24 protein-coding genes and 1 riboswitch are annotated in these 26,629 nt (G+C 54.7%); of the genes, 15 read left to right on the top strand and 9 right to left on the bottom strand.

Annotation, left to right across the window (positions count from 1 at the left end; translation table 11 throughout):
• Nucleotides 1-182: 182 nt before the first annotated feature.
• The 4 genes from EK22_RS01305 (at nucleotide 183) to EK22_RS01290 (ending at nucleotide 5,348) form a co-directional block, all read left to right on the top strand.
• Nucleotides 183-683, top strand: a complete 501-nt coding sequence (locus EK22_RS01305; protein WP_036247302.1) for an RNA polymerase sigma factor — start codon at nucleotides 183-185, stop codon at nucleotides 681-683.
• A 122-nt stretch (nucleotides 684-805) separates the two neighbouring features.
• Complete coding sequence (locus EK22_RS01300; protein ID WP_020158464.1) at nucleotides 806-1,789, top strand: FecR family protein; 984 nt, start codon at nucleotides 806-808, stop codon at nucleotides 1,787-1,789.
• A gap of 179 nt (nucleotides 1,790-1,968) precedes the next feature.
• Nucleotides 1,969-4,434 (top strand): TonB-dependent siderophore receptor, encoded by a 2,466-nt coding sequence (locus tag EK22_RS01295; RefSeq protein WP_051961583.1) that lies wholly within the window; start codon nucleotides 1,969-1,971, stop codon nucleotides 4,432-4,434.
• Nucleotides 4,435-4,514: 80 nt separating this feature from the next.
• Nucleotides 4,515-5,348, top strand: coding sequence for a DJ-1/PfpI family protein (locus EK22_RS01290; protein WP_051961581.1), 834 nt, complete (start codon nucleotides 4,515-4,517; stop codon nucleotides 5,346-5,348).
• 285 nt (nucleotides 5,349-5,633) lie between these two features.
• Here the strand turns inward: EK22_RS01290 and EK22_RS01285 are convergent, their stop codons facing one another.
• Nucleotides 5,634-6,239 (bottom strand): RNA polymerase sigma factor, encoded by a 606-nt coding sequence (locus EK22_RS01285; RefSeq protein WP_081917715.1) that lies wholly within the window; start codon nucleotides 6,237-6,239, stop codon nucleotides 5,634-5,636.
• A gap of 1,091 nt (nucleotides 6,240-7,330) precedes the next feature.
• On the opposite strand from EK22_RS01285, the gene EK22_RS01275 reads away from it, so the two are divergent.
• Nucleotides 7,331-9,724, top strand: a complete 2,394-nt coding sequence (locus EK22_RS01275; RefSeq protein WP_051961579.1) for a penicillin acylase family protein — start codon at nucleotides 7,331-7,333, stop codon at nucleotides 9,722-9,724.
• A 223-nt stretch (nucleotides 9,725-9,947) separates the two neighbouring features.
• On the opposite strand, the gene EK22_RS01270 is transcribed toward EK22_RS01275, so the two are convergent.
• Nucleotides 9,948-10,130: a hypothetical protein gene (locus tag EK22_RS01270; RefSeq protein WP_020158458.1), complete on the bottom strand. Its 183-nt coding sequence runs from the start codon at nucleotides 10,128-10,130 to the stop codon at nucleotides 9,948-9,950.
• 150 nt (nucleotides 10,131-10,280) lie between these two features.
• On the opposite strand from EK22_RS01270, the gene EK22_RS01265 reads away from it, so the two are divergent.
• The 8 genes from EK22_RS01265 to EK22_RS01230 all read left to right on the top strand — a co-directional run bounded on the left by EK22_RS01265 (nucleotide 10,281) and on the right by EK22_RS01230 (nucleotide 17,424).
• Nucleotides 10,281-11,261 (top strand): FecR family protein, encoded by a 981-nt coding sequence (locus EK22_RS01265; RefSeq protein WP_036247300.1) that lies wholly within the window; start codon nucleotides 10,281-10,283, stop codon nucleotides 11,259-11,261.
• Nucleotides 11,262-11,786: 525 nt separating this feature from the next.
• Complete coding sequence (locus EK22_RS01260; RefSeq protein WP_020158456.1) at nucleotides 11,787-12,071, top strand: hypothetical protein; 285 nt, start codon at nucleotides 11,787-11,789, stop codon at nucleotides 12,069-12,071.
• A 73-nt stretch (nucleotides 12,072-12,144) separates the two neighbouring features.
• Complete coding sequence (locus tag EK22_RS01255) at nucleotides 12,145-12,924, top strand: DUF3450 domain-containing protein (protein ID WP_036247287.1); 780 nt, start codon at nucleotides 12,145-12,147, stop codon at nucleotides 12,922-12,924.
• Nucleotides 12,921-14,297 (top strand): MotA/TolQ/ExbB proton channel family protein, encoded by a 1,377-nt coding sequence (locus EK22_RS01250; protein ID WP_036247285.1) that lies wholly within the window; start codon nucleotides 12,921-12,923, stop codon nucleotides 14,295-14,297. Before EK22_RS01255 ends, EK22_RS01250 begins: the two co-directional genes overlap by 4 nt.
• Nucleotides 14,281-14,856, top strand: coding sequence for a MotA/TolQ/ExbB proton channel family protein (locus tag EK22_RS01245; RefSeq protein WP_036247282.1), 576 nt, complete (start codon nucleotides 14,281-14,283; stop codon nucleotides 14,854-14,856). Before EK22_RS01250 ends, EK22_RS01245 begins: the two co-directional genes overlap by 17 nt.
• Nucleotides 14,857-15,131: 275 nt before the next feature.
• Nucleotides 15,132-15,536 (top strand): ExbD/TolR family protein, encoded by a 405-nt coding sequence (locus tag EK22_RS01240; RefSeq protein WP_020158452.1) that lies wholly within the window; start codon nucleotides 15,132-15,134, stop codon nucleotides 15,534-15,536.
• The gene (locus EK22_RS01235) at nucleotides 15,533-16,195 is read left to right on the top strand and encodes an energy transducer TonB (protein WP_036247278.1); all 663 of its coding nucleotides are present in this window, start codon (nucleotides 15,533-15,535) and stop codon (nucleotides 16,193-16,195) included. Before EK22_RS01240 ends, EK22_RS01235 begins: the two co-directional genes overlap by 4 nt.
• Nucleotides 16,195-17,424 carry a tetratricopeptide repeat protein gene (locus tag EK22_RS01230; protein WP_036247273.1) on the top strand — a complete coding sequence of 410 codons (1,230 nt, stop codon included), beginning with the start codon at nucleotides 16,195-16,197 and terminating at the stop codon, nucleotides 17,422-17,424. The genes EK22_RS01235 and EK22_RS01230 overlap by 1 nt, the downstream gene beginning before the upstream one ends.
• A 696-nt stretch (nucleotides 17,425-18,120) precedes the next feature.
• Here EK22_RS01230 and EK22_RS01225 read toward each other — a convergent pair.
• The 6 genes from EK22_RS01225 to EK22_RS01200 all read right to left on the bottom strand — a co-directional run bounded on the left by EK22_RS01225 (nucleotide 18,121) and on the right by EK22_RS01200 (nucleotide 22,260).
• On the bottom strand, nucleotides 18,121-18,948 hold the full coding sequence (locus EK22_RS01225; RefSeq protein WP_036247270.1) for an alpha/beta hydrolase: 828 nt from the start codon (nucleotides 18,946-18,948) through the stop codon (nucleotides 18,121-18,123).
• A gap of 53 nt (nucleotides 18,949-19,001) precedes the next feature.
• Nucleotides 19,002-19,376: a hypothetical protein gene (locus tag EK22_RS01220; protein ID WP_235209195.1), complete on the bottom strand. Its 375-nt coding sequence runs from the start codon at nucleotides 19,374-19,376 to the stop codon at nucleotides 19,002-19,004.
• Between the two features lie 141 nt (nucleotides 19,377-19,517).
• The gene (locus tag EK22_RS01215; RefSeq protein ID WP_235209194.1) at nucleotides 19,518-19,997 is read right to left on the bottom strand and encodes a hypothetical protein; all 480 of its coding nucleotides are present in this window, start codon (nucleotides 19,995-19,997) and stop codon (nucleotides 19,518-19,520) included.
• Nucleotides 19,998-20,212: 215 nt separating this feature from the next.
• Nucleotides 20,213-20,770 carry a hypothetical protein gene (locus EK22_RS01210; protein WP_036247261.1) on the bottom strand — a complete coding sequence of 186 codons (558 nt, stop codon included), beginning with the start codon at nucleotides 20,768-20,770 and terminating at the stop codon, nucleotides 20,213-20,215.
• A gap of 183 nt (nucleotides 20,771-20,953) precedes the next feature.
• A complete protein-coding gene (locus tag EK22_RS01205) occupies nucleotides 20,954-21,424 on the bottom strand; it encodes a VOC family protein (RefSeq protein ID WP_020158445.1) in 471 nt (156 codons plus the stop codon).
• Nucleotides 21,425-21,783: 359 nt separating this feature from the next.
• A complete protein-coding gene (locus tag EK22_RS01200; RefSeq protein WP_020158444.1) occupies nucleotides 21,784-22,260 on the bottom strand; it encodes an Lrp/AsnC family transcriptional regulator in 477 nt (158 codons plus the stop codon).
• 182 nt (nucleotides 22,261-22,442) lie between these two features.
• Here EK22_RS01200 and leuA point away from each other — a divergent pair, with 182 nt between their 5' ends.
• A complete protein-coding gene (gene leuA / locus EK22_RS01195; protein WP_036247258.1) occupies nucleotides 22,443-24,095 on the top strand; it encodes a 2-isopropylmalate synthase in 1,653 nt (550 codons plus the stop codon).
• A gap of 69 nt (nucleotides 24,096-24,164) precedes the next feature.
• Here leuA and EK22_RS01190 read toward each other — a convergent pair whose 3' ends face one another.
• Nucleotides 24,165-25,223 (bottom strand): winged helix-turn-helix domain-containing protein, encoded by a 1,059-nt coding sequence (locus tag EK22_RS01190; protein WP_036296615.1) that lies wholly within the window; start codon nucleotides 25,221-25,223, stop codon nucleotides 24,165-24,167.
• 353 nt (nucleotides 25,224-25,576) lie between these two features.
• Between EK22_RS01190 and EK22_RS25140 the strand changes: the two genes are divergently transcribed.
• Nucleotides 25,577-26,425: a VPLPA-CTERM sorting domain-containing protein gene (locus EK22_RS25140; protein WP_036247252.1), complete on the top strand. Its 849-nt coding sequence runs from the start codon at nucleotides 25,577-25,579 to the stop codon at nucleotides 26,423-26,425.
• Nucleotides 26,426-26,543: 118 nt separating this feature from the next.
• Nucleotides 26,544-26,625: riboswitch (cyclic di-GMP riboswitch) on the top strand.
• Nucleotides 26,626-26,629 lie beyond the last annotated feature (4 nt).

The following is a 26,629-nucleotide window of genomic DNA, read 5'->3' as shown; positions in this document are numbered from 1 at the left end:
GCCGCACTTTATAGGCCATATGACACAGTGTTTTTGCAGGCTCTAACTGGAGAGATGAGCGGGAAGCCTTTCCCTTTAAAGGGTAGCGATAAGTGGCATCATATTTGCTGTAAGGATTAAGGGGAGCCTTCCCTTCCTTATTTTCAATAACAGCACCCTTAATCAAAGGATTGTATTTGTTGATGAGTCTATTGCCCGAGCAGAGTTTGTCATCTTTTTTTCTACTGCATCAAAAGGATTTGATGCAATTTTTGACTTATAAAGTACAGTGCGCCGAAACGGCAACGGATTTAAGTCAGGAGACTTATTTGCGCCTTGTTCAGCATCGTCAAGTGGATACGATCGAAAATTTGCGTGCCTATTTGTTTCGGATTGCCAATAATCTTGCCCTTGACCATCTTCGCAGCCGGACCCGTCAGCTGCAGCGCGAAGCCGGGCCGGTTACGGACGATTTGGTCTGCCAGGCACCGGAGCCGGATGCGGCGCTGGCCGGCCGCCAGCAACTGGAGATGCTTGAACGGATTATTTACGATCTGCCGCCGAAATGCCGCGAGGTTTTTTTGATGTGCCGCGTGGAAAGCAAAAGCTATGCCGAGATCGGCGATGCGCTGTCCATTTCTCCCCGTACCGTGGAAAGCCATATGCGCAAGGCCCTGGAGCAGATTCGCCAACAGTTTGATTGAGCAGTTTCGAATCACGACGCAAAAATAATGCGCGTCTTGTAAGGGCAAACAGGGTTGTCGAACGTCTTACTAAAAAGCCTTTCCTGTTCATTGGATACCCTGTCGTACTACAATATTCGGCCATGCCCATCAAGAAACCTTCCTCATCGCAGCCATCCGATTCCGAGCTGGCGTCCGTCTGGTTTGCGCGCCTGCAGGCGGGTGACGTGAGCGAGGAGGAAGTGGCCCGGTTCAAAGCCTGGTATCAGGCCAGCCAGGAACATGCCAGGGCTTATGACCGAATGCGGGTGCTCTGGGCCATGCTGGAAGCGCCCGCTCAACGGGTGCAGGCAAAAGTCGAGGCCGAGCAGGCACAGGCAGCGCCGTTGTCCATGGCCGGCAAACGTCCCTATTCCCGGCGCTTCCTGGCCGCCTCCGCGCTGGTTCTGGCCGTTGCCGTGCCGCTGAGCCATCAATTCCCGATCCTCTACCAGAACTGGCAAAGCGACTACCACACGGCGCCGGGCGAGCGCTTAACCGTTGCGCTCGATGACGGCTCACGGATCACCCTGAATACCGATACCGCGCTGAGCGTGGAATTCTCGGCCGATCAGCGGCGCATCAGACTGTTGCGCGGCGAGGGTTATTTCGATGTGGCGCCGAATAAAAGCCGACCGTTTATCGTGGCCAGCGGCACTGCCCGCGCCCGCGCGGTCGGCACGGCCTTCAGCGTCAGGAACTCCGGCGACGCCCTGCGCGTGGCCGTCAGCGAAGGCACAGTGGAAGTGTCGGCCGGCAACAGCGATGAAGCCGTGCGGGTGTATCTGAATCAGCAGGTTGCTTATCGACAGGGCCGGCTCGGGCCGGTCATGTCCGCCGACATGCTCGAGGCGCTCGCCTGGCAGCGCGGCCAGCTGATTTTCAACCGCCAGCCGCTGCCGGAGGTGATCGATGAAGTCAACCGCTACCGGCGCGGCCGGATCCTGCTGCTCAATCCCGCGCTGAAAGGGCATATCGTCAGCGGCGTGTTCGATACCACGGACCCGAACGCCGCGCTGGACGGAATCAAGGCCACGTTGAAGATAAGATCCCTGAGACTGTCCGAACGTCTGGTATTGCTTTATTAACGCGCGCCTATCCCATAGCGCTCATGGCGGGCAAAAGCGCCGCATAAAGCGTCTACTACTGATGCTCATTCTGTCTGTAAGGTCATTCCGACATTTTTTTTCCCGCGACTAAGGGTAAACCTCAGCTGCTTCGTCTTTTGTCCTGAAGGTTAACGTTTTAGGACAATGAGAAACACAGCATGAAATTATCGAAAAGCCGCAAACAAGGACAACAAATGCTCAAAACAGCCGGGGTTCTGGCTGTTCTGCTTGCCACGGGACAAAACGGCCATGCCGCCGATACCGGCAAATCGGTGCCATTCAATATTCCGGCGCAATCCTTATCGGGGGCATTGACCCGGTTTGCCGCCGACACGCGGCTGCAAGTGTTGTATGACAGTGACATCGCCGAAAGTCTGGAGGCTCCCGCGCTGAACGGCACTTATACGCCGGAGGAAGCGCTGGAACAACTGCTTCAGGGCACCGGGCTCAATTACCGGTACAGCAATGACAACACCATCACGCTGGAAATGACCCGCGGCAGCCTGACCGCCGAAAACCTGCTGGCCCAGGCGCCGAAAGAGAACTACCCGGCCGAGCCGGTATCCGAAAAGCCCTATGCCGGCCCGGTCGAGCAGGAGGATATGACCGTGCAGGGCGTGGCGATGTCGGGGTACAACGCGGTGAATGCCAGTACCGCGACCCGGACCGACACACCGATATTAGAGACGCCGATGTCCATCCAGGTCATCCCGCGCGCGGTAATAGATGACCAGCAAAACATTACCGTGGAAGAAAGTTTACGCAACGTGAGCGGCGTGGTTCCGCGCCTTTCGGCCATCACGCCCAATTTTGAGCCGACCCTGATTCGCGGGTTTGCGGCGCGGCAGTTTATCGACGGCTTCAACCAATATTTAAATTCCGGAGACCAGAGCAGTATGGTCAATATCGAGCGGGTTGAAGTATTGAAAGGCGCCAACGCGGTGCTTTACGGCGGCGGCAACGGCTCCCCGGTGGGCGGGATGATCAACCTGGTTTCCAAGATGCCGCAAAAAGAGGCGTTTTATGAGATAGGGGTTAAGGCCGGGCTGTATGACTTTGCCCAGCCGTTCGTGGACTTGAACCAGCCGATCAACGACAACATCCTGTTTCGTTTCACGGGCGAATACACGAACAGCGCCAGCAATATCGACGTGCTCGATACGGACCGGTTCAATGTCAATCCTACCCTGACCTTCACTAACAACGACGATACCACGTTCACCTTGCAAGGCAAGTTTTCACGATGGGAGCAGCAGGACTACCAGGGCTTGCCGGCGGTCGGCACTGTTGCTGGCAATTTCAGGATCCGGCCGGAACTGTTCATCGGTCCGGATGATATCGCAAAAAGCAATTCGGAATTTTACGGCGTCTGGGCTACGCTGGATCACCAGTTGAACGATATCTGGTCATTTACCGCTAAAGGACGCTATTCCCATTCCAAATTCGATACCCTGGCGCAGAACCTGCTCGGCAGCGGTTTTAGCTTTGGCGCCGACCAGCCGCTCATTGCCCCGTCAACCTGGGGACTGATCAACAGCGAACTGGGTCAAGAGCAGGAAGAAAAGAGCGTACAGGTTTATGCCACGGCCAAATTCGACCTGGGTCCGACCAGGAATACCGTGTTGTTCGGCGCCGATTTCAGCGAGCTGGATGACGACGGTTTCATGGACTTCAATTTTTTTCCCGTCGACTTTGTCGACTTGAGCAATCCGGCCTTTCGGGTTCCGTACAGCACTCCGGGCACGCGTGAGCAGACTCAATTCACCAGAAACACGACTTACGGCGGCTATATCCAGCTGCAAAGCACGATCTATGACCGCCTGCACCTGTTGGCGAGCGTGCGCCGCGGCAATGTCGTGACAGATTTCGTCAATACCATGAACGGGACAAGCTTCAAATCGGATACCGGCCGTTTCCTGCCCAATGTCGGCGCGCTGTTTGACATCACCGATGAATTTTCGCTATTTGTCGACTACAGCGAAGGCATGCGCGGCCAAGGCGGGGCCAACTATGCCTCGACACCCAAACCTGAACTCTCCAAGCAGATCGAAGCCGGTGTAAAGTTTAATGTTGCCGAACAGCTGACGGGCCAGCTTGCGGTCTATCAGATTGAGCGGGAAAACGTCAGGGTCACGGATTTCACCGATGCTCAATTCCGGTCGGTCACCAAAGGGCAGCAGCGCTCGACAGGTATCGAGACGGATATGACCTGGCAGGTCACCCAAGGTTTGAGTCTGTTGGGCAATTACGCCTTTACCGAGGCGGAATTCACCGATGATCTGGCAGGCGTGCCTGACGGCAACCATTTGCCGGGTGTGCCGAAGCATTCCGGTCGTTTCTGGGCCAATTACGCCTTCCAGGACGCAATGTTGAAGGGATGGAGCACGGGCGCGGGCATCTATGCGCAGTCGAGCACCTATCTGGCCAAAGACAATCTGTACAAAAGCGAAAGCTTTTACACCATAGATGCAGACATCGCTTATCGAACAAAAGGTTACAAGCTTGGCATATCGGTCAAGAACCTGACCGACAACGAGTATTTTCAACGGCTGAATTACTTCGACACGCGCGTGATGCCTTCTCAGGGCACCACCGTCTATTTCAGCGGCTCGGTGATCTTTTGACGGCTTTGGCAATAGGTGATGGCGCTTACCGGCGCCATCAAGGCTTACATTAATACTACAGTTATCATCAGGACTATTTTATGGATCGTCGACAATTTACCAAGCTGGCATTATTTGGCGCTTTCCTCGCCCCCTTGGGAAACAGCGTTAAAGCCGCCGAAAGCGCTGCGCAGAGAAAAATCCAGGCCAAAACGGATTCTCTGCAGGCGCATAAGGCTTTGATGAGCGCTCCGGGCGTGAAAATGATGGGCAATGAAAAAATTGCCATGCTGCTGTATCCTGGATTTTATGCGCCGGATCTGATTAATCCGCAGTTTTTATTTCATGCCATGATGGGCGCCGAAGTGTGCCTGATTTCCCCGACCGACGATTTGACGCCGGTGGATTGCGGCGGCTTTTCAGTCGTGCCCACGCACAGGCTGAGCGAATGCCCGGCCAAACCGGATATTCTTTTTGTTCCCGGCGGCGCGGAAGGGACGCTGGAGGCCATGAGAAACAAGCCGTTTATCGACTTTATTAAAACCAGGGCGGCTGAAGCCCGATATATCGCCAGTGTCTGTACCGGCAGTTTACTGCTCGGCAAGGCCGGCCTGCTGGCAGGCAAAAAGGCCACCTCGCACTGGTCGACGCTGGACTTGTTGAAAAAGTTCGGCGCGACGCCCGTGAAAGAACGCGTGGTCTGGGACGGCAATCTGGTGACGGGCGGCGGCGTCACGGCCGGAATTGATCTGGGCCTGGAAATTGTCGCCGCCTTGCGCGGCAAGGACTATGCGCAAGCCATTCAACTGCAGGCTGAATACGATCCCGCACCCCCTTATAACTCTGGCTCACCCGAAAAGGCGCCGGCATTTGTCCGGGACAATGTCAGGGGAATGTTCGCGCCGCTGGTGCTGGATATGGAACTGGAGATTTAGGATTGGCTTCAAAATATACCTCGATGCCAATTTTATGATCCCGTGGGAGCGATGCCTTCATCGCGACTAAAGGCCGCCAATCGCGATGAAGGCATCGCTCCCACAAAGCTCCCACAAACGCTGATCCGGATTTACAACAAGGCGATTATTGATTGTCAAATCCTTAACCGAATGGCAGTGGCCCGGTAGGGTACGCCTTTAATTTTTCAGGCTGGCCTGTCAATAACCAAACTCAATTTTCACAACAGCCGTTGCTTTCAAATAACGGCTGATTGCTATAGGTGTCTATTCCGGCAGCAATGTTTTCATCTGCTTGCGGCAGTGCAGCAGGCCTTTCATGATGTGCTTTTCGACGCCGCTTTCGGATATGCCCAGTTCCCTGGCTATGTCGCGATAGCTCATGCCGTGGAGGTTGTGCATGATGAAAACCTGACGGCAGCGGGGCGGCAATTCGTTTATGATCCGCCTTAAAATCCGCTGTCTCTGCTCTTCCGATGCCAGTTGCTCGGCCGATGGCGATTCGCTGGCCGGAACCAGGGTCGGATCCAGGGATTGCGCATGGTTTTCCGTCACCTTTCTATGCTTCAGGTGGTCGAGTGCCAGATTATGGGCGATGCGGAACAGCAGGCTGCGGGGGTGTTCGATCTTTTGCCTTTCGGCTTCGCGCGACAATTTAATGTAGCTTTCCTGAACAATATCCGCGGCAATGTCCCGACAATGCAGTATGCCGAAGACATGATAGATCAGCTCGTTTTGATGTTGCTGGTACAGGGCTTCTAGGTTCAATTTCTCTTCCTTGGATGTCTGATAGCGTACGTAATGAAGATCGCCCGGGAAACATGAGCGTTTAGCGATGCGCGAATACAAATCCGCGCCTGAGTTAAAAAGCATTTTTTATGCCTGAAATGACAATAACATTATAAATATTAAGGTATTAGCGCCGTCAGGCTATTAGCTTCAAGACGGCATGCGATTTTTGATGTTGTTTTTATCGGGCGAAAATGCCATCCGGCAAGGCATACGCCTGTTTAGCGCTAAGGTATTTCCCTTGTTGGGATGTGTTAAATAACATAGTTCAATTAAAGCGGCCAACCCGTCGGTTTCAGTCTTTCCATGCGTTCTTCGAACCGTCATTTCACAGGTGAGGGGAATCGGGCGCTCACGCGTCTATTTATGAACTGATGTTACGCATAAGTTGAATTGAGACAGATTTACTAAAGTACCTCCCGCGCGGCGGTTATTTGAATTCAACGGTAGGGTCGAATTGACTTGTGCCCTTTAGGGTATTCGGCCCGAAACGCTTGCTGTTCAGTCTAGTGCGAATAAATTCGCACCTACGCATGCATGACCATTCAGACGATAGGGTCACTGTCAGTTGAATAAAGCAGGACTTACGCCAGCCTGTGGAGGCGACTTCAGTCGCCCATTCAGATAAAAGGCGACTGAAGTCGCCTCCACAGGTTTTGAATCCGCTTGTTTCGGCGGATGAACAGGCAAACTGCGTAAGCCCTATAAAGATCGGTTTGACAATCTATCGCCAGCGCGGCAGGCAGGATAAAAAACGGCCCATCGTAACATCAGTTATAAAAAGCACTGCATATTGCCTGAATCGACAAAGCGGTCAATTTCGCCTGAAAATCTTGAAAAGGCTCTGCCCCGGCATGTTCAGGCAAAGGCAGGCTCTTTGGATCAATCTATTGCTATCTAACGATAAGTTTGATTCGATGCCTTTCCCAGTCCGGCGGCCCATAAAACCGATGCGCCGGTTCGGAAGGAACAATACAGCATGGCCTGTACAGGCGGAACATGGCCGCGTTTCGAAAAATGGTTCGGAATTACAAGGCTTTATCCCAGTCTATAAGCTGATTGACATTACCCAAGCCCTATGAAAACAAAGAGCCCGAAATTTTATAGGCTTGCCCCTTCGAGGGCTTTATGATAATTCCAGAATAATCAAGAAGGGCACAAAATCCGGAACATCCATGCAACGAATTCGAAAACTATTCCTTTATACCCTGTTCACCCTCCTCGGTCTAAGCACTCTCATCGCCGGCGCGGGCCTGCTGTTTCTGCAACGATCGCTGCCGCCGCAGGACGGCGAATTCATGGTGAGAGGACTGTCCGCGCCTGTCACGATCACATCCGACCGGCACGGCATTCCCGTGATCAAGGCCGGCGACCGTGCCGATGCCCTGCGCGCGCTCGGCTATGTCACGGCGCGCGACCGCCTGTTCCAGATGGATCTGATGCGCCGCAAGAATGCTGGCCGGCTGGCCGAGCTCTTCGGGCAAGTCGCCGTCGATAACGACATCAGAGCCAGAACCTACGGCTTTTCGCGCGTCGCGAAAGCGGTCGTGGCGAAACTGCCGCCTGAGCACCGGCGCTATCTCGAGGCTTACGCCGAAGGCATCAACAGCTATATCGACAACGCCCAGGCCCTGCCTTTCGAATTCACGGCCCTGGCGTACCGCCCCGAACGCTGGAAACCGGAAGACAGCCTGCTTGTGGTTTTGGGCATGTTCGATAACCTCACGGCTTGGGCGGAGCGCGAGGAGCGCATGCTGACGGTCATGGAGAAAAGCCTGCCGGCCGATGTCGTGTCGTTCCTGACGCCGGATACCGACCGGTTCACCGACAGCCTGTATGGCGACGCCAAGCCTTACCGGCCGGTAAGGCCGATTCCGGCGGCCTCGCTGGAAACCATGCTGGCCCGGCATGCGCCGGATGCGGTGAGGCTGGCCGAAGTCGTGCAACTGCGGGACCTCATGGCCGGCTCCAATGCCTGGGCCGTCAGCGGCGCGAAAACGTCTGACGGGCGCGCCATCCTGGCCAACGACATGCATCTGGGCATTTCGGTGCCCAATATCTGGTATCGGGCGGAACTGGAGGACGGAGCCGGCCGCACGGCGGGCGTGACCTTGCCCGGTACGCCCGTGTTCATCGCCGGCAGCAACGGCCGCCTGGCCTGGGGCGCCACCAACTTGACCGGCGATTTCCTGGACCTGGTGACGTTGGAGATCAATCCGGATAATCCCGATCAGTACCGCGTCGGCGATAAATGGCAACACTTCGAACAAACCCTCGAAAGCATCCGCGTTAAGGATAACGAGCCCGTGCAGATTACTGTCCGGCGCAGCATCTGGGGGCCGGTGGCCCTGGCGCCGTTGCTGGACAAACCGGTGGCCGTGCACTGGAGCGCGCTCGATGACAATGCCGTCAATCTCGAGCTGCTGGACCTGGGCCAGGCTGAAACGCTGGAGCAGGCCATGGCAGTGGTCAACCGCACCGGCGGCCCGCAGCTGAACTTCCTGCTGGCCGATAACCAGGGCCGTATCGGCTGGACGGTCATGGGCCAGATTCCCAGACGCGTCGGTTTCGACGGTTCGGTCAGCCGCTCCTGGGCCGACGGTTCGGCCGGCTGGGATGGTTACGTCGAGGCGGAGCAGTTGCCGCGCGAGATCGATCCGCCCTCGGGCTGGCTGGTATCGGCCAATGACCGGCGCATCGGCAAAGAATACCCGCACGTGATCGGGCGCCAGTTCGCCAGCGGCTACCGGGCCTACCGCATCACCCAGCGGCTGGGACAGATGCCGAGCATCAACGAGTGGTCGCTGTTCGCGTTGCAGCTCGATACCGGCAACGAATTCTATGATTTTTATCAGCAGCTGGCGTTGCGCGCGCTGTCGACCGGGAATGCCGAGCAGCAACCGGAACTGCGGGAACTGCGCGACACGCTGCTGGCCTGGAACGGCAGGGCCGACACGGACAGCCTGGGCTTTGCCCTGCTGGTGAGGTTTCGGCAACAGCTGGCGCAAAGCGTGTTCAGCCCATTCCTGGCGGCCAGCCGAAATATCGATAAAAATTTCAACTATGCCTGGACCTATATCGACACGCCGCTGCAGGCCATGCTGACCGAGAAAGTGCCGCGGCTGCTGCCTGACCCGGTCAATTACCGCACCTGGGACGACTTCATCCTGGGGCAGCTAAAGCGCAGCGCGCGGCAATTGAAGACAGCTTATCCCGATACGGCGCTGTCCGAACTGACCTGGGGACGAATCAACAAGGCGCAAATCGGCCATCCTTTCTCCAGGGTCGTGCCGCTGCTCGGGTTTCTGCTGGACATGCCGGCGGATGAATTGGCCGGTTGCGCCACTTGCGTGCGCGTCACCCGATCGGGCTTCGGCGCCAGCGAACGGCTGGTCGTCTCGCCCGCCCACCTCGACCAGGCGCTTTTGCACATGCCCGGCGGCCAGTCCTCGCATCCGCTGTCGCCCCATTACCGCGACCAGCACCGCTATTGGGTAAAAGGCCTGCCGATCGGCTTGCTGGCCGGTAAACCCGAGCATAGGTTAGTGCTAAAACCCGATATCGACTGAACCGGTCTTATTAACCTGAATAGTTCACCACGAACGACTCAGGGGGCGAGCAGGGGTATATGAATTTGAAGCCAAAAAACCGTAGGTCGGGTTACGCGGCGCTAACCCGACCTACGAGCAGGGGTATATGAATTTTAAGCCAAAAACCGTAGGTCGGGTTAGCCTTTGGCGTAACCCGACAGGTCGAAGCCAAGTGGGCGCATTGTGGCGCGAAAGTGTCGAGTTACGCGGCGCTTTTATGCCCTTTAGGGTAAACCCGACCTACGAGCTTGCCCAACGGTTCGCCTTTGTCTGGCGGTTCTTCGATAACCCATTGCGCACCCGAAACAGGGCGGATACGTAGGGGCGAACCTGTGTGTTCGCCCTTGCTCAACGGTTCGCCTTTGGCCAGCGGTTCTCTGATCATTTATTGTGCATCCGGAAGCAGGGCGGACACGTAGGGCCACCCCTACAGGGCATCCGCACGATACAGACGCCCCTTTGATCTGACATTTTAAATGAGGTTGCGCGTGATCAAAATCGTCCACTGATAAACACGCTGATATAAAATACCGGTATGAAGCATACAGACAACGATTTTGACGAGGCATCGGATAGCGAGGATTTGATCGACGAACAGGCGGCCGCCTGGTTTGTCCGGCTGCGCGCGGACACGATCGGCGATGCCGAAAAAGCCGCGTTCGCGCGCTGGCGGGCTCAGAACCCGGCGCATCAACAAGCGTTTGATGAACTCTGTATGCTGTGGGGTGACCCTGGCCTGAAACGCGCATTAAGCGAGGCCGAAACACCATTAGCCGAATTTCCGCGGCCGAAAGACAAAGCGCGCCGTCACTTTCGGCTGCCTTTGGCGATGGTCGCCTGCCTGGCCTTGCTGTTCGTCTTCCGCATTGAGCTGGCCGTATTGTTCCAGGCCGACTATGTAACGGGGGTGGGCGAACAGAAAACCGTGTATCTGGAGGACGGTTCCGCCGTCACGCTTAATACCGACAGCGCATTGGCGGTCACGATGAAGGGCGACAGGCGGAGCATCGAACTGCTGAAAGGCGAAGCCTTCTTCAACGTGCGGCCCGATGCCGGCCGGCCGTTTATCGTTCATGCCGACCATTCCATCACGCGCGTGCTGGGCACCCGGTTTTTCGTGCACGAGAAAGACCATAGCGATGAGGTCAAAGTGCTGTCCGGCCGCGTGGAAGTCACGGATGGCCAGCGCTGGCGGCAGTCGGTCGTTCTCCGGGACGGCGATGCCGTATCGGTCGGCCGGTCCGGGCATGGCGAAACCGGCCGGCTCGATACGAAACAGGCCACGTCCTGGCTGGACGGCTACCTGGTTTTCGAAGACATCGCCCTGAGCGACGTGATCGAACAGGTCCAGCGCTACAGAAACGGCATGGTGGTCTTCAGGGACAGCAGCCTGCGCGGACTGAAAATCAACGGCCGCATCAACCTGCGCGAGCCGGAGCGCATCCTGGACACACTGGAAAAGACCTTGTCGGTCAAAATAACGCGCCTGAGCGACTGGCTGGTCATCATCGGTTGACGGTTGAATTCATTTTCAATGCTAAAAAAGCATGGGCATAGGATGTGCCGACGCCAGGAGGCGCACTTGTGCCCTTTAGGGTATCATTCGCGAGCTTCACCGCATCGCCTGGAGCGTTTGCCTTTGAGCAACCCATCCTGTTCCCTTCGTCCCGCTTCCGCCTGTGCTGTCTCTAATAAATCCATACACTGCCTTTTCGGGCACCAATGCATCCCCGGCAATCAACTGAAACTAATTTTTTTATTTTTCAGGTGAGGGTTTTTTGCGGCTGGTTCGTCTAGTTGATTGAAGCTCTGTAATAGCGGCCTTTTTTCCCCCCACACAGATCCCCTGTTCGGAACTTCAATAGCCTTAAAAAAACCGCCAGGCATGGCGTGGTAGAGTCCAGGGATGGATTTTTTGAATTCTGGCTCCGGCGGCGTCGGCAGACGTATTGGCCGGGCATCTGTATTTTGGGAACGTCTTTAATGTTATTGCCGATATGAATTTGGAGTGCCTTTACCGATCAACTCGAAGCGAGGAAGCATGAAAACATCAAAGTTGGTGCAAGAACGCAAAAGAAGAGCCATGCCCCCCAACATGCCTGAAGAGCGCAGCGTTCGCGAAGGCGATGACTTGCTGGACCTGTTTCCCTTGCCCCGGTATTTTCAGGTGCATTTCCAGCATGTTCATGAAAATACCCAGGATATACAAGCGCAAATGGCTCAGCTCAAGCAATATGTAACGCAAGTGGATGTCAAGCTGGACCGGCTCATGGCGTTATTGGGCGATGCTCCCGACAGGCAGCCGGACGATGGCGAAAAATTATAGAACACGGTCCTGACGCAACAATTTTCAGTTTCGGCAGTGACGACGGTTATTAATGACAAGAGGTTATAAATTCATGACATGTCCTTGGCGGAGCCTGCTCCGACAATTTTTAACGGCGCTTTTTCTGGGCGGCTTTTCAGCAACCTGTTTTGCCACGCATACGGAGTCGGCGGCGCTGAGCCAGCAACAATTGCTGAACAAGGCCCGGCAATCACAGAACACGGTAGAGAAACTGGATGATCAGACGCAATCGATGTTATCGGAATTCCGTGCCGCCAGCCTGGAGCTTGAAAACCTGAAGATTTACCACGACCAGCTGGAAAAAATCGTCGCCAGCCAGGAGCAGGAAAAGGCGGAACTGGCCAGACAGATGCAGGAAATCGATGTGACCCAGCGCAATATCATGCCGTTGATGTTGCGTATGCTGAAGGTACTGGACGAGTTCGTCGAGTTGGACGCCCCCTTTCTGGAAAATGAACGGCGCATGAGAATCAGCGAATTGCATCAGCTGCTGGATCGTTCCGATGTCGATCTGGCCGAAAAATACCACCGCCTGATCGAGGCTTACATGGTCGAAACCGACTATGGCCGGACCATTGAAGCCTACAAGGGCGACCTGGACCTGGACGGTAAAAAGCGCACGGTGGAGTTCCTGCGCTTCGGCCGGCTGGGCTTTTATTACCTGACCCTGGACAATAGCCAGACCGGCTATTGGGACCGGGACAAGAAAGACTGGCAGGTTTTGCCCGATGCCTATCGCAGCGCAATTTCCCAGGGCCTGAAAATAGCCCAGAAACAGGCGGCTCCCGATCTTCTTAAGCTGCCGGTTGCGGCGCCGGAGGCTTTGCAATGATGTCTCGCAAGCGTTTCAAATGGCCGGCCGCGGCGGCTCTGTTGTTGAGTCAGCTGATTGGCGCGGAGTCGATGGCGGCGGATAATCCCCGTTCGCTGGATGATTTGATTAAACAGGTGCATAACGAAAGCGTTCTGGAAAGCAGGGAACTGGAGGCTCGGGAACAGGTGTTCCGCCAGGCACGCGATAACAAGGCGGCGCTGCTGCAGGCGCTGAAAAGCAAACTGGCCGCCGAACGCGCTCGCGGGGCGGCGCTGAAACAACGCTACGAGGAAAACGATCCCTTCATCCAGGCCGAGTCCGAGCGCCTGCACGAGCGCATGGGGTCGCTGGGCGAGCTTTTCGGCGTCGTCAGGCAGACGTCAAAAGACGTGCAGAGCCTGTTCAACGTTTCGCTGATCTCCGCGCAGCTACCGGACCGCGAGCCGCTGGTCAAGCGTCTGGCGGAACGCAAGTCCAACCCCACGATTCAGGAAATGGAGGATTTCTGGTACCTGCTGCTGGACGAAATGGTGCAGTCCGGAAAGGTCAAGCGCTTCGAGGCGCCGGTCATTACCATCGGCGGCGAGGAACAACGGCGGGAAGTGGTGCGGATCGGCGCCTTCAATGTCGTGTCCGACGGCGTTTATCTGCGCTATCTGCCGGAAACGGGGCGCCTGGTGGAACTGGGCCGGCAGCCTTCGTCCCGGTACACCGACCTGGCGCGGGAATTACAACAGACGAAAACCGGCATCGCGCCGGTCGCTCTCGACCCTTCGCGCGGCGCCATCCTGTCGCTGATGGTGCAGTCGCCGGATCTGGGCGAACACGTCAATCAGGGCGGCGTCATCGGTTACATGATCATCATGCTGGGCGTGATCGGGTTGGTGCTGATTGCCGAACGGGCCGTGGTGCTGATGCGGCTCCAGCGCCGCATGAGCCGCCAGCGGCACGGCGACGACACAGGCGAAGACTCGCCGTTGACCCGCCTGCGTCAGGTTGAGCGGGAAAACCCGCTCATGGATGCCGAAACCCTGGGCCTGAAGCTGGACCAGGTCATTCTCAGCGAGCGCCCGGCCATCAAGCGCTTTCTGCCGACCGTGTCCATCTTTGCCGGCGTGACGCCTCTGCTGGGCTTGTTGGGCACCGTCACCGGCATGATCGAAACCTTTCAGTCCATCACCCTGTTCGGCAACGGCGATCCCAAGCTGATGTCCAGCGGTATTTCGGTCGCACTGGTGACCACGGAGCTGGGCCTGATCGTCTCGATTCCGCTGCTGCTGTCCCATAACTGGCTGTCCGGCGGCACCCGCAAGGTCATTTACATGCTCGACGAGGAAAGCGCCGCCATCGTCGCGCGCCGCGAGGAAAGCCTGCATGCTGTCGGCGACTGAACTGATCGATACCGCCGCCGCGTTCATGGACAAGGGCGGGACGGCGCTGTGGGCGATCATGGCGGTATCGCTGCTGATGTGGATACTGATCATTGAACGGTACCTGTATCTGTACTATTCCTATCCGCGGCAACTGGAGGCCGTGAAGACCGCCTGGCGCCACTACAAAAACGCGCCGCTGCCGATCGCGATGCGGCTGCGCACCGGACTGATCAGGGAATTGCAAGTCTCCGCCGGCGCCTATCTGCAGAGCATCACGGTGCTGTCGCAGACCTTGCCGCTGCTGGGCCTGCTCGGCACCGTGTTCGGCATGATCCATACCTTCGAGGTCATAGCGATGTTCGGCAACGGCAACGCGCGCGGCATGGCCGGCGGCATCTCGGAAGCGTTGTTGACGACCATGGCCGGGCTCGTGACGGCGTTGTCCGGCATCTACCTGAGCTCGAACCTGAACGAGCGGGTCAGGACCGCCATCGACAAGGCGGAGGACGAACTGGACTGGACGGACTGCGCCCGGCACGCGCAGTCCCGGCTGGAGTTTCGCGGGGGCGATTATTAACCGATATAAACCGTAGGGTACGCATGGCGTACCATTTTCTATCCCGAGTTTAATAAAGGTACGCGGTGCGTACGAGACTGAAAGAATTCATTTTTTGGCCCAAATTAATCAATAACCACAGAGGAAACAGAGTTGTTAAATCATTGAATTAGCCGACCTTTTTTTCTCGGTGTCCTCTGTGCTCTCTGTGGTAAATCATTTTTTAACCTGACAGGGATAATACTTTCCCACTCTCGTAACCCAGAATTAAAAGCTGTTCTTAGATATTTATAAAAATGAAAATACATAGCGAAGAAGACGATACAAGCAGTACCGAAATCAACATGACGCCCCTGATCGACATGGTGTTTATTCTGCTGATTTTTTTTGTCGTGACCTCGTCAACCATCAAGGAAAGCGGCATTGAAGTCAGCCGGCCGTCCGCGAAAACGGCGGAACGCCAGGAAAAAGGCAACATCCTGATTTCCATCGCCAAAAACGGCGATATCTGGATTGACCGGCGCAAGGTCGATGTCGGCGCCTTAAGGGCCAATGTCGAGCGCCTGCATGCCGAGAACCCGGAAGGCTCGGTCATCATTGCCGCCGATAAGGACGCGCTGACCGGGTTGCTGGTCCAGGCCCTGGATCAGGCGCGCCTGGCCGGCGTGGCCAATGTCTCCATCGCGGCCTATAGCGAATGATGATCCAGCGTTTTCTCGCCATTGGCCTGGGCGCGTTGACCGTCAACGTGCTGCTGTTCGTGATCATGGAGCGCATGTCTGCGCAAAAACCGACTACGCTGACGGCGCCTGCCGATGCCCTGACTATCGATTTTGTCCGCCTGAAACGGGAGCCGCCGCCTCCGCCGCCCACCAAGGAGCGCGTCAAGCCGCCCGAGAAGCAGAACGAGCAGTTGACGATGCCGGACCTGTCGATGCCCGCTCAAAAATCGATGCAGATCAATAATCTGTCCATGGCGATGCCGAAACTTGACATTCCGATGACTATCGCCGGCGCCCCGATGAAGGCCATTCTGGGCGAGGGCATGCCGAGCGGCGGCAAGGCGAACTTCGGCGGCATGGGTAACATGCACGAAGCGGTACCGCTGGTGCGCATCGCGCCGATGTATCCGCCCGGCGCCCTGTCAAAAAGGCAGGAGGGCATGGTCAGGATCGAGTTTACGGTGGCGGAGGACGGCACCGTCGTCGAACCCGCCGTGCTGGTGTCCAAGCCGAAAGGCGTTTTCGACCAGGCCGCCTTGCGTGCCATTCGGCGCTGGAAATTCGAGAAAAAGCTCGTGGACGGGCAACCCGTGCAATGGAAAAGCATGCAGACAATTTATTTCAAGCTGGATAAATAATGGCTGTTAATCAAATAACCAAGCGCTCAGCGACGTTACTGCGGCTGTGCATCCTTCTGGCCTCGCTGGCGGCGACCGGCGCTAACGCCGAGGACAAACAGAAAAACACCGTATCCCCCGAAACTTTCAAGGCTTTGAACAAGGCCCGCGAGCTGTCGGATACATCCCGGTTTCAGGAGGCGGTCTCGCTATTGAAAGCACACCTGCCGAAAGTGGCCGGCAACCGCTATGAAGCGGCGATGATCAATCAGTATCTGGCTTACGCCTATCTGGAAGATCACCGCAACGCGCAGGCGATGACGGCTTTGGAGGCCGCGCTGCAAGGCGCCGACACCTTGCCCGCCGACAGCGTTCAGAATCTGCGCTATAACCTGGCGCAGGTCGCAATGCAGACCGGCAAGTACGAAAAAGCGGCGGCGGAACTGGATAAATGGTTTCCGCTGGAAAAAAATCCCTCAGCCGATGCCTGGTACATGCGCGGCCTGGCCTACTATAAGCTGTCGCGCTTCAAACAGGCGACGGCGCCGCTGAAAAAAGCCATCGCCCTGTCGGCGCACGAAGACTGGTACGTTTTGCTGTTGAGCATTTATCTGGAGCAGAAGCAGTACAGGGATGCCATTTCCGTGCTGAACCAGCTGCTCAGCCTGTACCCCGGCAAACGCGAGTACTGGATGAATCTGGTGGACGCACAATTGATACTCAAGGATTACGATAAGGCGCTGGCGACGCTGATCCTGGTCCATCACCGCTTCGATCTGGAAGAAAAAGACCTGCTGCGGCTTGCCCAGCTCTACATGCACCAGAACATTCCCTACAGCGCCGCGAAACTATTGACGCAGATGTTCAAGACAGGACGCATTGCGCGTTCAGCGGCCAATATGGAATTGCTGGCGAACAGCTGGGCACTGGCGAGAGAGCACGAAAAGGAACTGGAGGTCCTGAAGCAGGTGGCGGCGATGAAAAACGACGGCGCCAGCTACCTGCGCTGCGCGCATATTCAGCTGAAGCTGACGCGCTGGAAAGAGGCGATGGCCATGCTGGAAAAATCCCTGGCCACAGGCAACCTGAAAAACCCCGAGCAGGCTCATCTGCTGATGGGCATCGCCGCCTTCAATGCCGGCAACGCCGGCCGCGCGGTCAGCGCCTTCACCGAAGCCGGTAAATACAGGAAAACCAAAGGCCAGGCGGCGCGCTGGCTACAGCAGGTCAATGCGAAAAAACATGGGTAACTGATATTACGCATGGGCCGTTTTTTATCCTGCCTGCCGTGCTGGCGATAGGTTGTTAAACCGATCTTTATTCAACTGACAGTGACCTCATCGCGTGAATGGTCATGCACGCGTAGGTGCGGATTCATTCGCACTCTTCGCACACCATGAATGCTCTGCAACTGTTGACTCGTCAGAACAAGACTGACTAAGGATTTGGTCGCAAATAATTTCCCTGTTTAAACATAGGATGTGCCGACGACAGGAGGCGCATCATTTGCGAGCGATGCGCTTCGCTGTGCTCAGCACATCCTATGCAAGATTCCAGTTTCAGGAAGCAATTGTTAGCCAAATCCTAAGTACTAAAGCATTTCCTCGTTCCCACGCTCCTGCGTGGGAATGCAGACCGCAGCTGAACTGGGCACCGGTATGGGTTCCCATTTATGCCCTTCAGGGTACGCAGGAGCATGGGAACCAGGGAATACTTTCACAGTCTCGTACCCTACTGTGTTTTTCAGGCAAGCTTGTCGATAACAAAACTCAATTTTCACAACAGTTGTTGCTTTCAATTAAGGGCTGATTGCTCTAAATAACAGCATTTTATTCAAGGAAGTTATCTTTAGCCGAGTCCTTAGAAAACATGCATAAATAACTGCCGGTGGCCGATTCTGCTGGCTTTTCTGACCACGTTCGTCCGCTTTCTGCCTATGTTGAAAACTAGCCCTGTTTATCCAGCCATTCGAACACATTCTTTAAGATTTGCGCTCTTTCGTTGGCGCGATGGTTTAAAAGCTCATGCTTCAATCCATCAAAAATAATTAACGATCTGTCATCGCCGCCCAGTTTTTCATAGAGTAATTTTGCACCCGCAACCGCGGCAATAGGGTCTGCATCACCATGGCATATCAATGTGGGAAGCAAAATCCGGTTGGCATTGAGCAAAACAGCTTCCCGAGCTCGCTTAAACTCATGCAGCCAGCTGAGCGAGACGTTATTGACGATATAAGGGTCATGCTTAAAGGCTTCGATAATTAGAGGATCGTCCGTTAATTCATCGGGGTCGATCATATTGGGAATCTTCAGTCGCGGCGCTATTCCCGACAGCGCATCCGCGAAAAAGCCGCCGAAATTGGCAAACCAGGAGGCAAATGCTACCGGACAGGAAAAAATCATCAGACCCTGTATTGTCGAGGAATAGTGCAAGGCGTAAGTCAGCGCGACGATAGTTCCCATGCTGTGGGCAAATATAAAAACCGGCTTTGCAGGGTCTGTATTGACAATTTCATCAATAAATCGGGCTAAATCATCGACATAGTCCGCAAATGCCTTGACATGCCCGCGCTCGCCTTCGGATTGGCCAAAGCCCCGCTGATCGAAACCGAAGCAGCTAAAGCCCCGTGCCGCGAACGCTTGAAAAGTGGTTTCATAGCGGCCGATATGCTCGCCCACACCATGCAGGAACACAATGGATGCCCTGGGTGAAGCCACCGGCAGCGTATTAAAAAAAAGAGAAAGATGATCCCTGGTCTGAAAAAGTCCCGTCATATTGAAAATTCGTTTTAATGATAACTATCCAATAGATTGAATTGACACTCAATTTATGGTTCCTTTGCCTCGTCCTTATTTTTCTTATCTTCCTTTTCTTTTTCCTTGGATTTATAAAGATCAATCGAGATTAAAGCGAAAACAGCCGCCCAGAGCTTGGATGCGATATTCTGCCCGTACTGAAAAAAAGCGAAAGAGTCCTTTGCACCATAAGGCAAATAAATAAAAAAATACTCCAGAACAAACCACATGGGAGGGAAAATACCCCAGACTATCAGCAACAGGTATTTGGTTCTTAACGTATTTTTTTTATATAAAACCCATAATGTCGCCACTACGGCAAGCAGGCCGAAAATGATAAAAGCATAAATTCCATCCCGAATTGAGCCTTCGTAAACCATCCGAAGTCCAGGTGCATCATTAGTCATTGATTTTCCTCCAAATTCATATCAGCGCTGATTAAAATCAAATATCATCCCCTTCATGCATCAAGAGCGCGGAAACTTTAAGTTGAAGACCAGGCTGCGGCTTTGCTTAATTTCTGTTCAATAAAAAATCGTCTGTAAGTCTCACTGCTTGCTGTCCGATAAATGATGCTCGATAATGCCATGAATTTTAAGTTCTTCCATCAGTTCTTTAACCGAAGGCCAGGGCTGTGATTTTTCATAACTTCTGGGCCAGTCATCCCATCCATACCCCCAACGCCACGGTGTCGGCAGCCAGGGCGCCCCGCCTATGCGGGTGCCGGCATAGATAATATTGCCAAAAACCGGCGCTTTGTTGTTCACGCATCGCATGAGTTCCTGATCCGCTTCTTGACGATCCTGCTCACTGCCTCCGCACCAATAAGCAATATCATGCGCAATGCAACAGGCTGCCCATGAATTATCAAGCCACCGGGAACAGCCATCGGTAGTAAAAATAAAATCAGGCTGCGTTTCTGATTCGGCAGGATTTGGACTGGCGCGCTTTTTTTTGCAATACGTTTCCGCGACGCTCTCAAGGGCATCTCGCATCGGCTTGTTTTTGGTATAAGGCTCAATAGACATACGCGATTCCAACGTAGTACAGCCCGTAAACAGGCCATTCACCAGTAAACCCATCAGAAGTCTGCGGCTTATTAGCGCTATTAAACGGTTATTTTTCATCCGGGACTTAATTCATGATCATGGTCGGCTTTATTTATATTAGCAGACAGGGCAGGCAATGTTTTTCTGCTCATCCTGAAATGATGATGCGCTGGAAAGCGGAAGCCCGGACAAAATCACCCCCCTGATTTGCGAAAAAGGATTGAGCTTTTGAGTTTTTCCATCAGCGTCTGTATAAACAGCCGGGGACCGGACAGCCGGTTATTAAGCCATTCTTTCACGGATTTAAGCCGAGCGACAATGTGTTGGTGGATGGCGCTGGATTTGACCTTGCCGATGGCCCGCATTAACAGGTCGTATGACTGTCTGAACCAGCCGAAAGTCATGAGTTTTTCTTTCGAGACGTTAAACAGCCAGAAGGTAAACACGGCCACGGGAATTTTGCCGACATACAGCGTCGCCCCGGCGATGGCCTGGCCCGTGGCCATCAGTTTAAGTGCCACGATGCCCAGCAACTCCACCTGGATGAATAAAGCCAAAAAAAGCACCAGCAAGGCATGGCGATTGAGCCGGTAAATCAATGTCTCGACTTTCTGGAGAATTTTCAGGCCGTGAATAAAGGCATAAATCGGTTCGGCGATGTTGTCCCAGACCAGCTCTTCCAAAACGATATAAACGGTTACCAATATTCCCAGAACGATATCGGCTATTTTTGCGATGATTTTTTTCAGCATAACCCGATCCTCAACACGCTCATTGTCAGCGCTCCATTGTATAGCAGACCAGATTGAAGCTCGGGGAAAATCCTGCCTATTCCGTAAAAGACGTTTATGGGATGGGTTTGATGCGTCAGCCCACCCCATGCGTTTCGGACTTTCCGGACAGGAACAGGCGTCAATCGGCGGATGGCGCGGCGCTTATCCGCATTGCGCGCTGAACAGCGCCTCGGCGCGTCTGCTGATTTCTTCCGGAGACAGGTCTTCGATATGGGAAGCCAAAAACCAGACATGCCCGAACGGGTCTTCCAGCGTGCCGGTACGGTCGCCGTAAAACTGATCCAGCAGCGGCCTGACGACCTTCGCGCCGGCATCGACGGCCTGCGCGAATTGGGCGTCGACATCCTCTACGTATAAATGCAGCCCGGTGGATGAACCGCCTTGTGTTTGGGGATTGCGCAGCGGACTTTGGTCGCAGGCGTCCGACAACATCAAGGATGAGTTGCCGATCCTGAGTTCGGCATGCCCGATCTCGCCGTTCGGGGTAGCCAGCCGGAACACTTCCGTCGCATCGAATGCGCGCTTGTAAAATTCAATCGCTTCGGCCGCGCCTTTAATACAAAGATAAGGGGTGATGCTGTGGTAACCGTCGGGGATAGGTTTGACTGACATGACTTTTCTCCTCTCGAAATGAACATACCGAGCTGCCTGACCGGGGGGCAACAGACAGCAGGCAGTATAGCGAACGATCTGGTAAATCGTCATTAACGGACGTATTTTTAGACTCTGTTTCTGTATTTTGTTGCCGTTAAGTTCAACGCATGGGCCGGCGATTACAGGGTCCGAAATTGGCGCCTTCATCGCAAACCGTCACGCGTGGGCACGAACAGCCTGTGTCCGCCCCGCGCTCAGTGCGATTTGAAGCAAAAACAGGTTGTTGGACCTGACTGAACGGTGAGCGGGAGCGTGTCGCATCAACCCCCCCGCTGTCGGTACACACCCTGCCTTCAAAACGCCGAATTGTCCGAAAGCTATGACTCACCGTATCTCAACGGCAAAACCGTCGTGTCGATGGCCTTGCGCAGCACGAAACTGGACTGGACGCCGCTGACGCCTTCGATGCGGGTCAGTTTTCCGAGCAGGAAGTCCTGATAATGATCCATGTCCGGCACAACCACCTTCAACAGGTAATCCGCCGCCTGGCCGGTGATCAGGTAGCATTCGAGTACTTCCGGCCAGGCGCTGACATGGGCTTCGAAATTCTCGAACCGGTCCGGGGTATGCCGGTCCATGCTGACGTGAACCACGGCGGTCAGTTTCAGCTGCAGCTTGGCCTGGTTCAACAGGGTAACATGGCGGTCGATGAAGCCGTTGTCTTCCAGCTGCTTGACTCTTCTTGAGCAGGGTGAGGGCGATAGTCCTATTTTATCGGCCAGTTCCAGGTTGGAAATGCGCGCGTTCTTTTGCATTTCGTCCAGGATGCGTCGGTCTGTTCGGTCTATTTTCATGGCGGTTCAACAGGGTAGTTGTCGGCTTCAGGCGATCTAGGACAATGATTATACAAACAGATGGCAAGCAGTAGGCAATAATTGCTTAAAAAGCCGTTTTTGAATGCATATTGGCAATCATTCACTCAGACCTTTTTCCTATACTGTCGCTTCACTTAACGACCATCGAGCGGGGAAGCATTATGAGTACAGCACAGAAAGCGGTTTTCGATCATCATAAGTACAGACCCAGCCCTGTCATCAATCTGCCGCGGCGGCAATGGCCCGACCGGCGCATTGAGCAGGCGCCCATCTGGTGCAGCGAGGATTTGCGCGACGGCAATCAGGCGCTGATCAATCCCTTGACCATCGAGCAGAAAACGGCTTTCTTCCAGCTCCTGGCGCGGATCGGCTTTAAGGAGATCGCTGTCGGCTTTCCTTCGGCCTCGCAGACCGATTACGACTTTATCCGCCAGCTGATCGAGCAACGGCTGATACCGGACGACGTCACGGTGGCGGTCCTGATGCCGGCGCGCGAGGCGTTGATCCGGCGCAGTTTCGAGGCCTTGAAGGGGGCAAAAAGCGTGATCATGCATCTGTACAATTCCACCTCCAGGGTGCAGCGCGAGCAGGTCTTCAACATGGACAGGAACGGCATTACCGCGCTGGCCGTCAACGGCGCGCGGGTCATGAAGGAATGCGCCGCGGCGCAGCCGGAGACCGCATGGCAGTTTCAGTATTCGCCGGAGAGTTTTACGGCCACGGAGCCTGATTATGCCGTGGAAATCTGCAATGCCGTCGCCGAGATTTGGCAGCCGACGGCCGAGCGGCCGATTATCTTCAACCTGCCGTCGACGGTCGAGATTTCGACGCCGAATGTCTACGCCGACCAGATCGAATGGTTCAGCACCCACATCCGGCATCGCGAGGCGGTCATCATCAGCGTGCATACGCACAACGACCGGGGCTGTGCCGTGGCGGCCGCCGAACTGGCGCTCATGGCCGGCGCCCAGCGCGTCGAGGGCACGCTGTTCGGCAACGGCGAGCGTACCGGCAATGCCGATATCATGGTCATGGCCATGAATCTGTACAGTCAGGGCGTCGATCCCGAGCTGGATTTTTCCGACCTGGACGCGATCAGCCGCCAGGTCAGCCGCTTCAACCAGATCGCCGTGCATCCGCGTCATCCTTATGCGGGCGATCTGGTGTTCACGGCCTTTTCAGGCAGCCATCAGGATGCGATCAAGAAATGCCTTGAGGCGCGCCGGCCGGGGCAGCCGTGGAATGTCGCCTATCTGCCCATCGATCCGGCCGATGTCGGGCGCGATTATCAGGCGGTGATCCGCATCAACAGCCAGTCCGGCAAAGGCGGCGCCGCTTATGTCATCGAGCGGGAGCTGGGCCTGCAACTGCCGCGCTGGTTGCAGATTGAATTCAGTCGTATCGTGCAGCGCCGGACCGAAACCGAGGGGCGGGAAATCAGCGCGCAGGAACTCGTGGCATTATTCGAGCAGACCTATTTCGCCGGGGACGCGGTTTACCGGCTGGCCGGATTTCATCTCGACCACGACCGGGAGGAGACACTGTCGGCGCGCCTGGTGTCGGCGTCGGGAGAGATAACCGTGACCGGGACCGGCAATGGCGCGCTGGATGCCTTTATCAATGCGCTGGAACGGCAGTTCGGCCAGGCCATCGAAATCACCGACTATCATGAGCACGCGCTGTCGACCGGCAGCGATGCCAGGGCAGCCTGTTATATGCGCTTGAAATACGATGGCGAGACCCATACCGGCATCGCCTGTCATGATGATATCGTCAGCGCTTCGCTGAATGCCGTTTTGAGGCATATCACGTAATTTTATGAAGCCCTCGGTCCGAATTGCTTCGGCCCGAGGGGCTGAATTCAAGCGAAGCTATCGGTTAACTTATCCAGATGCAGGGGCTTCGACTTGATCAAGCTGAGCCAGGCGCTGCAAGGGTAATTCCAGGCACAAGCCGCGATGAACCAGCTCTTCGCGTAGTTTTTCAATGCGCCGGACGCTGGCATTGTTTTCGCTAGGACGATAACCGACGATAATCAGCAGTCTCGATGCGGAACGGCGAAACGCCAACAGGGCGATCAAGTCCAGTGTCGCGTCATCGCTCCAGTGGGCGTTATCGACGACCAGGATAAAGGGCGAATCGCCGCTCAAGGTCTCAAAAAACTCGGCGGCTTCTCTCAGCATGCGGCGTGTATTGTTTTCAGAGACTTTCGGCAGCAGGGCGGCCAGTTCCTCGGCGCTTAACAAGTTCGACATTTGAAACAGCCAGCAGGGCGCAACTTGATTCAAACGCTCGATCAGCGCTCTTCCGGAAGGTTCCCGGCAACGGCGCTCCAGGGCTTCCAATAAAGGCAGGAAGGGTTCCGCGACCCCGTGCAGTTGCACGCATCGGGAACGCAGCAAGGCCAGTTCGGGAGATTGGATTTTGGCCAGGAACATGTCGAGCAATGTCGATTTACCCGTGCCTCGCTCCCCCGCCAGAAAAACCACGCACCGCTCTTTATTTTTCGCCTGCTGAAAGGCTTTCCGGAGCAAGGCCAGTTCCGCCGGGCGTTCAATCCAGGCGGACGAGGGCTCAACTTTGGTCCGGTAATGCAAAGGGATCAGATGCTCGAGAGATTGCGTAACCGAGACCTCGGGCAGGAAACGATAACCCCGACGGGTCACTGTGGAGATAAAGCGCGGATTTTTACGGTCGTCATGCAAAATATTGCGCAGGGAATTAACGGCCAGCCTCAATGCCGAGTCGTCGACAAGCCGGCCATCCCATACCGCATCGAATAATTCCTCCCTGGATATGACCTGTCCCGTGTGCCGCAGGAAATAAAGCAATAACCGATAAATTTTGGGCGGCAAATCGACAGCGGTTTTACCTTTCCACAAGAGCTGGCTGGCCATTTCCAGGCGAAACGTTTCAAACTCGTAAATAGAATTTTGATCCATCGACGCAAGCATAAAAAGCCTGTAGTAGAGATAATGTCAGACTCTAACACAAAAATAACAAATTGCTAACAACTTACAGGAGGGGCTTAAGTATACTGGCACCGGGCAAGGATTTAACTAAAAATTAACGCTTCTTTGAATTACAGACTGAAACTTATTGGAAGTATTGAGAATTAAAGGGATCTTCGACCAGGTTAAACCTCATCGGTTCGATTCCGGAATAGAGTTGTAGAAGTAAGGATAAGCCAAACTTGTTGTGAGGCGAAGAATAGCAAGCTACGGGTCTTTGGGTGGATGATGATAAAGAAGGCTGGGTTGCGTTTTTTTAATTTGTAAAAACTTGGAATTTAGTTATGGAAAAGCAAGCTTGTATTTTGGGGGCCGTCACATTGGCGCTGGCGTCTGTTACTTTTACCCCAATCGCGGGTGCTGCGGTCGTTAATGCTTACAGTGAAGGATATGGGCTCTCTGTAAATTTGAATGTTGGGGGCTCAAACTTACTGGCAGTGGCAGCACCTGCTGGTATATCGGGAACAGCCCCGGCGCCCTATGATCTGAATGATGCGCTTTTAGGCTTTGACGTTGGCGTTGATTTACTAGTAGCTCAAGCTCATGCTTCGATCGATGTAATTACTGGATCGGCGGATTCCAATGTTGATGGATCGGCCGGTAATAAAACCACGAGCGCATCCGGCGGCATCGAAGGTTTAAACATCAATGCCAGTCTTTTCTCGATTTTTGGTCCTGGATTAAGCCTGTTTGAGCTGGATAATTGGACTTTTAGCTCCAGCGCCGAGGTAACGGGGGATTATGGCAATATGACCGCCTCGGGAAGCGCTAATATCACATCGTTAGGCTTGAGCATATTAGGCCAAGATATCCAAGTTGACACCAATGCCGGACCAAATTCCATGATTGATTTAAGTGCGCTCGGACTCATTGGCGCCACTTTGATTCTCAACGAACAGATAACGGATTGCTCCAATTCTTTTTGCTCAATGACGGTCAATGCACTGCGCTTATCCTTGAATGGTTTAAATAATTTATTTGACGCCGACATCATCATCGGACACTCCTACGCGGAAATGTCAGCCGAGAATATATCAGCCGTTCCCGTTCCAGCCGCTGTCTGGCTGTTCGGCTCGGCAATGGCTGGCCTGGCCGGATTCTCGCGCCGTCAAGCGGGCAGAGCGATTGCTTAACGGCTTAGGTTAAGAATGAATATCAAAGCGGACAGGCTGTTTTGTCCGTCTTGCATAGGAAAATGGTTCAGGATGAACAAAACTTCTGAATAGACCGAGGATCTGGTTGATTAGGAAGTGGTTAAAAAGCCAAACTCGTTGCAAAGCGGGGACGGAAAGCCACAGGTCTTTCAATGGCGAAAGATGGCTGGGTTGCAATATTTG

The organism is Methylobacter sp. BBA5.1 (assembly GCF_000746145.1).
GTDB classification, from domain to species: Bacteria; Pseudomonadota; Gammaproteobacteria; order Methylococcales; family Methylomonadaceae; genus Methylobacter; species Methylobacter marinus.
The sequence above is the reverse complement of the archived record's forward strand: the minus strand, read 5'-3'. Positions and strand labels throughout refer to the sequence as shown.